This is a genomic window from Burkholderia sp. (assembly GCF_018375725.1).
Classification (GTDB): Bacteria; Pseudomonadota; Gammaproteobacteria; order Burkholderiales; family Burkholderiaceae; genus Burkholderia.
This window is the reverse complement of record NZ_JAHACR010000256.1, coordinates 1-6279: the sequence shown is the minus strand read 5'-3', so window position 1 is coordinate 6279 and position 6279 is coordinate 1. Positions and strand designations below refer to the sequence as shown.

At 66.7% G+C, this 6279-nt stretch carries 6 protein-coding genes; 3 read left to right on the top strand and 3 right to left on the bottom strand.

All coding sequences use genetic code 11. From position 1 onward, the window contains the following. A partial coding sequence (locus KH616_RS20010) for an NADP-dependent malic enzyme (protein WP_292250114.1) occupies positions 1 to 1741 on the bottom strand: 1741 nt, incomplete at its 3' end. 173 nt (positions 1742 to 1914) lie between these two features. On the opposite strand from KH616_RS20010, the gene thiL reads away from it, so the two are divergent. Genes thiL through KH616_RS19995 form a run of 3 tightly spaced genes read left to right on the top strand, consistent with a single transcriptional unit; the run spans position 1915 to position 3978 of the window. Then, positions 1915 to 2913 (top strand): thiamine-phosphate kinase, encoded by a 999-nt coding sequence (gene thiL / locus KH616_RS20005; RefSeq protein WP_292250113.1) that lies wholly within the window; start codon positions 1915 to 1917, stop codon positions 2911 to 2913. Next, complete coding sequence (locus KH616_RS20000) at positions 2903 to 3448, top strand: phosphatidylglycerophosphatase A (RefSeq protein WP_292250111.1); 546 nt, start codon at positions 2903 to 2905, stop codon at positions 3446 to 3448. The genes thiL and KH616_RS20000 overlap by 11 nt, the downstream gene beginning before the upstream one ends. A 29-nt stretch (positions 3449 to 3477) precedes the next feature. Then, positions 3478 to 3978 (top strand): CinA family protein, encoded by a 501-nt coding sequence (locus KH616_RS19995; RefSeq protein WP_292250109.1) that lies wholly within the window; start codon positions 3478 to 3480, stop codon positions 3976 to 3978. Positions 3979 to 4120: 142 nt separating this feature from the next. Here the strand turns inward: KH616_RS19995 and KH616_RS19990 are convergent, their stop codons facing one another. Together KH616_RS19990 and pyrF are read right to left on the bottom strand one after the other, a co-directional pair. Further along, positions 4121 to 5179 carry a haloacid dehalogenase-like hydrolase gene (locus KH616_RS19990; protein WP_292250108.1) on the bottom strand — a complete coding sequence of 353 codons (1059 nt, stop codon included), beginning with the start codon at positions 5177 to 5179 and terminating at the stop codon, positions 4121 to 4123. A gap of 198 nt (positions 5180 to 5377) precedes the next feature. Continuing rightward, positions 5378 to 6220 carry an orotidine-5'-phosphate decarboxylase gene (pyrF, locus tag KH616_RS19985; RefSeq protein ID WP_292250107.1) on the bottom strand — a complete coding sequence of 281 codons (843 nt, stop codon included), beginning with the start codon at positions 6218 to 6220 and terminating at the stop codon, positions 5378 to 5380. Between the last annotated feature and the right edge of the window lie 59 nt (positions 6221 to 6279).

Here is a 6279-nt window from a genome sequence, read left to right as displayed (position 1 = left end):
TGCCGATCACCTGGTCGATGAAGTGGATGTGGCGATGCGTGGTGCTGATCGTTCCGCAGATCATGCCGTCCGCCTCGCCCTTCCTGACCAGCATCGCGCCGATCAGCGTCGTGCGGCGGCGCATCTCGACGCGCGCGAGCTGCTCGCTGATGCCCTTGCGCGCCATCATCTTGTAGTACGTCTGCCAGAAGTCGCGGTAGCGTTCGTCGTGCTCGGTGTTGACGATCGTGAAGTCGACGCCCGGCGTCAGGCGCAGGCCATAACGCTGGATCCGGTGCTCGATCACGGCCGGCCGGCCGATCAGGATCGGCTTCGCGAGTTTTTCGTCGACGATGATCTGAACGGCGCGCAACACGCGCTCTTCTTCGCCTTCCGCGAAGACCACGCGCTTCTTCTCCTCCGGCGCGTTGCGCGCGAGCTGGAAGATCGGCTTCATCGTCGTGCCGCTGTGGTAGACGAATTGCTGCAGGTGAACCTTGTACGCCTCCATGTCCTCGATCGGTCGCGTCGCCACCCCGCCGTCCATCGCGGCCTGCGCGACAGCCGGCGCGATCGTCACGATCAGGCGCGGATCGAACGGCTTCGGAATCAGGTATTCCGGGCCGAACGACAGATCCTGGATGCCGTACGCGGTCGCGACGATGTCGCTCTGCTCCTGCTGCGCCAGTTCGGCGATCGCATTCACCGCCGCGGTCTCCATTTCACGGGTGATCGTCGTCGCGCCGACGTCGAGGGCGCCGCGGAAAATGAACGGGAAGCACAGGACGTTGTTGACCTGGTTCGGATAGTCGGTGCGACCGGTCGCGAGCACGGCGTCCGGACGGACTTCCAGCGCGAGTTCCGGCAGGATTTCCGGCGTCGGGTTGGCGAGCGCGAGGATCAGCGGACGCTCCGCCATCCCCTTGACCATCTCCTGCTTCAGCACGCCGGCCGCCGACAGGCCGAGGAAGATGTCCGCGCCGTCGATCACCTCGGCAAGCGTGCGCGCGTCGGTTTCGCGCGCGAAACGCGCCTTGTCCGGATCCATCAGTTCGGTGCGGCCCTTGTAGACCACGCCGGCAAGGTCGGTGACGATGATGTTCTCGATCGGCAGGCCGATGTCGACGAGCAGGTCGAGGCACGCGAGTGCCGCCGCGCCTGCGCCGGATGCGACCAGCTTGACCTGCTTGATGTCCTTGCCGACGACCTTCAGGCCGTTCGTGACGGCGGCGGCCACGACGATCGCGGTGCCGTGCTGGTCGTCGTGGAAGACCGGGATCTTCATCCGCTTGCGGCATTCGCGTTCGACGATAAAGCAGTCCGGCGCCTTGATGTCTTCGAGGTTGAGGCCGCCGAAAGTCGGCTCGAGCGCGGCGATCACGTCGACCAGCTTGTGCGGATCGGACTCGTTCAGTTCGATGTCGAACACGTCGATGCCGGCAAATTTCTTGAACAGCACCGCCTTGCCTTCCATCACCGGCTTCGACGCGAGCGGGCCGATATTGCCGAGGCCGAGCACCGCCGTACCGTTGGTGACCACGCCGACCAGATTGCTGCGCGCGGTGAAGCGGGCCGCGTTGAGCGGGTTCTCGACGATCTCCTCGCAGGCGAACGCGACGCCCGGCGAATAGGCGAGCGCGAGATCGCGCTGGTTGATCATCTGCTTGGTCGGGGCAATCGCGACTTTGCCCGGGGTCGGGAATTCGTGATAGTCGAGGGCGGCTTCGCGGAGCTTGGCTTTGGAGGATTGTGAGGTCGACATGTGTCTCTGACGTGCGGATTAGAATAAATAGTCGACGCATTGTAGCGCCAATCAATCCCTCCAGACCTCCGTTTCGGGTGCAACAGCCGAGACAAAATGTACTGAACGGTCCAGAAACGGCCCCGTTCGCGCCGTACAATGCCGTCACCCTCAACACTCCGGATCCGCCCGCCGTGCCAGCCGCACTCTCCGAGTTCTCTCTGATCGATCGCTTCTTTGCCCGCCGCGCTGCACGCGGCACGCGCGCCGCCACGCTCGGCATTGGCGACGATTGCGCGCTGATCGCACCTCAATCCGGAAAATTGCTGGCCATTTCGACGGACATGCTGGTCGAAGGCCGTCATTTTTTCGCCGATGTCGCGCCGGACGCACTCGGTCACAAGGCGCTGGCGGTCAATCTGTCCGATCTCGCCGCAATGGGCGCCGAGCCGCGCGCGTTCACGCTCGCGTGCGCGCTGCCGCGCGCCGACGAGGCATGGCTCGCGGCGTTCAGCGACGGCCTGTTCGCGCTCGCCGAGCGCTACGGCTGCGAGTTGATCGGCGGCGACACGACGAGCGGGCCGCTCAACCTGTGCATCACCGTGTTCGGCGACGTCGCCGCCGGCACCGCATTGCGCCGCGACGCCGCGCGCGACGGCGACGACGTCTGGGTATCCGGCACGCTGGGCGACGCGCGGGCCGGGCTCGGCGTCGCACGCGGCGAATGGACGGCCGGCGCGCACGAAGCGGCGGCGTTCAAGGCGGCGCTCGAGCGCCCGGAACCGCGCATCGCGCTCGGACGCGCGCTCGCCGGTATCGCGCGTGCGGCGCTCGACGTGTCGGACGGGCTGACCGGCGACCTGCAGCACATCCTCGACCGCTCCGGCGTGCATGCGGAAATCGACGCGGATGCCGTGCCGCGCTCGGCCGCGCTCGCGACACTGCCGCCCGACGTGCAGCGCCGCTGCGCGCTCGCGGGCGGCGACGACTACGAACTGTGCTTCACCGCCCCCGTTGCCGAGCGGGCAGCGGTCGAGGCGGCAGGTGCGAAGGCGAAGATCGCGGTGACGCGAATCGGTACAATACGCGCCTTGTCCGCACCGTCGGAGCGGCCCGCGATCGCGTGGCGCGATGCTGCCGGCGCACCCCTTTCCCTGACGTTGCACGGTTTCGATCATTTCCATGCAGACTGACCCGACGCCCCTGCGCGACCCGGCCGATACCGCGCCGAAAGCGCCGAATGCACCGCGGCGCGCGACCCTGCGTTTCATGCTCTCGCATCCGGTGCATATCGTGTCGCTCGGATTCGGCAGCGGCCTCGCGCCGTTCATGCCCGGCACCTTCGGCACGCTGTTCGGCTGGCTGTCCTTCGTCGCGCTCAACCGCTACCTGACCGTGCCCCAATGGTGGGCGCTGATCGCGGTCGGCTTCGTCGGCGGCATCTGGATGACCGGCTTCACCGCCAGGAAGATGGGCGTCGCCGATCCGGGCTCCGTGGTGTGGGACGAGATCGTCGCGATCTGGCTCGTACTGCTGTTCGTCACGCCCGCGACCTTCATCGGCCAGCTATCGGCGTTCCTCGTGTTCCGCCTGTTCGACATGGTCAAGCCGCCGCCGATCCGCTACTTCGACCGCCACCTGAAAGGCGGCTTCGGCATCATGTTCGACGACCTGGTCGCCGCGTTCCTGACGCTGCTCGTCATCGCGCTCTGGCGCTCGGGCGCCTGACGCATTCCCGACTCTCCGTTCCTTTCCGCATGGCAACCGATTCCGTCGTCCATCAGCTTGCGATCCGCGCAGGCAACCAGCTGCGCGATGCGCACCTGATGCTGGCCACCGCCGAGTCCTGCACCGGCGGCATGATCGCCACCGCGATCACCGACATCTCCGGCAGCAGTCAGTGGTTCGAGCGCGGCTTCGTCACTTATTCGAATCAAGCAAAGACCGAGATGATCGGCGTGCCGGCCGAACTCATCGACAAGCACGGCGCGGTCAGCGAGCCGGTCGCGCGGGCGATGGCCGAAGGCGCGCTGCGCAACAGCCGTGCGCAGGTCGCCCTGTCCGTCACCGGCATCGCCGGCCCCGCGGGCGGCAGCGAGAAAAAGCCGGTCGGCACCGTGTCGTTCGCGTGGAGCAACCGGCTGCATACCGACGCCGAGACGCTCGTGTTCAAGGGCGATCGCGAGCAGATCCACGCGCAGGCGGCCGCGCATGCGCTGCGCGGGCTGCTGAAACTGCTCGACGAGCGCGAAGGCTGATGCGCAAGCGCGATGCGGCGCGTCGCGTCGTCGCGCGCCCGCGTGGGGTCCCCGGCGCCGCCTTTCGTTGCATGCCCGCACGGGGCGCTCCCGGCGCCGCCGCGTGTCTCCACGATGCAACGCGCCCTTCCGTGCCTGTCGTCTACTGAATCGCGTCGGGCTTCACGACGATCCAGTTCTTGTCCGCCGTCACGGGCAGGCCGAGCGCCTGCTGCTTCGCGGCCGATTCGTCCGACCACGCGCGGATCTGCGCCGTCTGCTTGTCTTTCTTGTTCACCCACACGCGCACGCCGCCGCGCGCGACATCGGTCGCGTTCAGCAGCATGTAGCCGTCGGACGCCGGTGTATCGCCCGCGACGAGCACCGGCTTCCTCCACTGGTCGATCCATCCGGCGATCGAGCCGAGCTTGCCTTCGTACCAGGTCATCGGATTCATCAGGAACGGCGTGATCACGAGATCGCGATTCGCGGCCTCGTCGTACTTGCCGGCCTTGATCTGCAGGCGCGACGTCGTCAGCGAGCCGGTCGCAGGGTTGCGCAGCAGCGTCGTCACGCCGATCACGTTCTCCGGCTTCACGTTGTAGCCGTACTTCGGATCGGACAACACCAGCCGCACGAGTTCCTCGTGCGCGGCCGTCATCACGTAGACGTCGATCCCGTTCTCGCGCAGCGCGTTGTACAACGCCTGCATCCCGCGGAAGAAGCGCGGCGGGTTCACCGTGCCGTCGACGACCTTGTCGCCCTGCCAGTAGCGGATCGGGATCGGCTTGCCGTCCGCGAGCATCGCGTCGATGTGCCGCTTCAGCTCGGCAAGCGACAGTCCTGCGAATGCCTGCGCGATCCACGGATAGCAGACGAGATCGTCGATCTCGCACAGCCGGTAGTAGTAACTCGTCAGCGATTCCCTGGCGTCCGGCGAATCCCTGAACGGAATCAGCTTCAGCGATGCATCGAGCGTGTCGCGCGTCAGCACGCCGCGGTTCTCGAGGTACGGCAGCAGCGATTCCTCGAGGTCGTAGCGATACGTCGTGTTGTCGGCATCGAATACCGCATAGTCGCCGCGGTGCGCGTGCGCGGCGATCATCGCGTTCAGCGCCTTCGCGCTGTCGGCGGGCCAGTGCGCGAGATCCGCCGCGTGGGCGAACGTCATGCACAGCGACGCGGCGAGCGCGCTCAGAAGACGTCGGGACAGCTTGGGCATGGCGTCGCTCCTTTTCCTGACACGTTCATGACGGATCAATGACAGGCAGCAGCATCGCGCGATTGCCGCGCGGGCATGCAGTATGGAAACGACAGGAAATTGTCCGGGTACGCCAGTGCGGACCGGAAAAGGCAGCGGAAGCGGCCCGCGCCAGCGCGGGCCGCATGGAACAGGCGCCCGGGCGGGCGGCCGTCCCGATCAGCGACAGGCGTTGATCGCGTCGCGGGTCTTTTGCGCGGCGAGCGCCGCGGCTTCGGCAAAGTCCTCGCCCTTGCTCGCGTACAGGATCGCGCGCGACGAGTTGATCATCATCCCCGTGCCGTCGGCCGTGCGGCCCGCGTTGACGGTCGCCCGCACGTCGCCGCCCTGCGCACCGATGCCCGGAATCAGGAGCGGCATGTCGCCGACGATCCCGCGCACGATCTCGATTTCCTTCGGGAAAGTCGCGCCGACGACGAGGCCGAGCTGGCCGTTCTTCGCGTTCCACGTGTTCGCCGCCAGATCGGCGACGACCTGATACAGCGGACGTGCCGGCTGGCCGGCCGCGCCCACGTCGAGGAACTGCAGGTCGGAACCGCCGGGGTTGGACGTGCGGCACAGCACGATCACACCCTTGTCGTCGTATGCGAGATACGGCTCGATCGAATCGAAGCCCATGTACGGGTTCACCGTCACGGCATCGGCGCGGTAGCGCTCGAATGCCTCGCGCGCATATTGCTCGGCCGTGCTGCCGATGTCGCCGCGCTTGGCGTCGAGGATGACCGGCAGGCCCGGATGCTGAAGATGGATGTGTGCGATCAGCCGCTCGAGCTGATCCTCCGCGCGATGCGCGGCGAAGTATGCGATCTGCGGCTTGAATGCGCTTGCATACGGCGCGGTCGCGTCGACGATCTCCCGGCAGAATTCGAAAATCATGTCGGGCTGGCCGTCGAACTGCGTGGGGAAGCGCGACGGCTCGGGATCGAGGCCGACGCACAGCAGCGAATTCGTGCGCTGCCACGCGGCGCGCAGCGATTCGATGAAAGTAAGCGGGGAAGACATGAGGATTCTCGCGGCAAACCGTTGGGAATCGCGTATTTTACCCGCGTCAACGCGCCGAT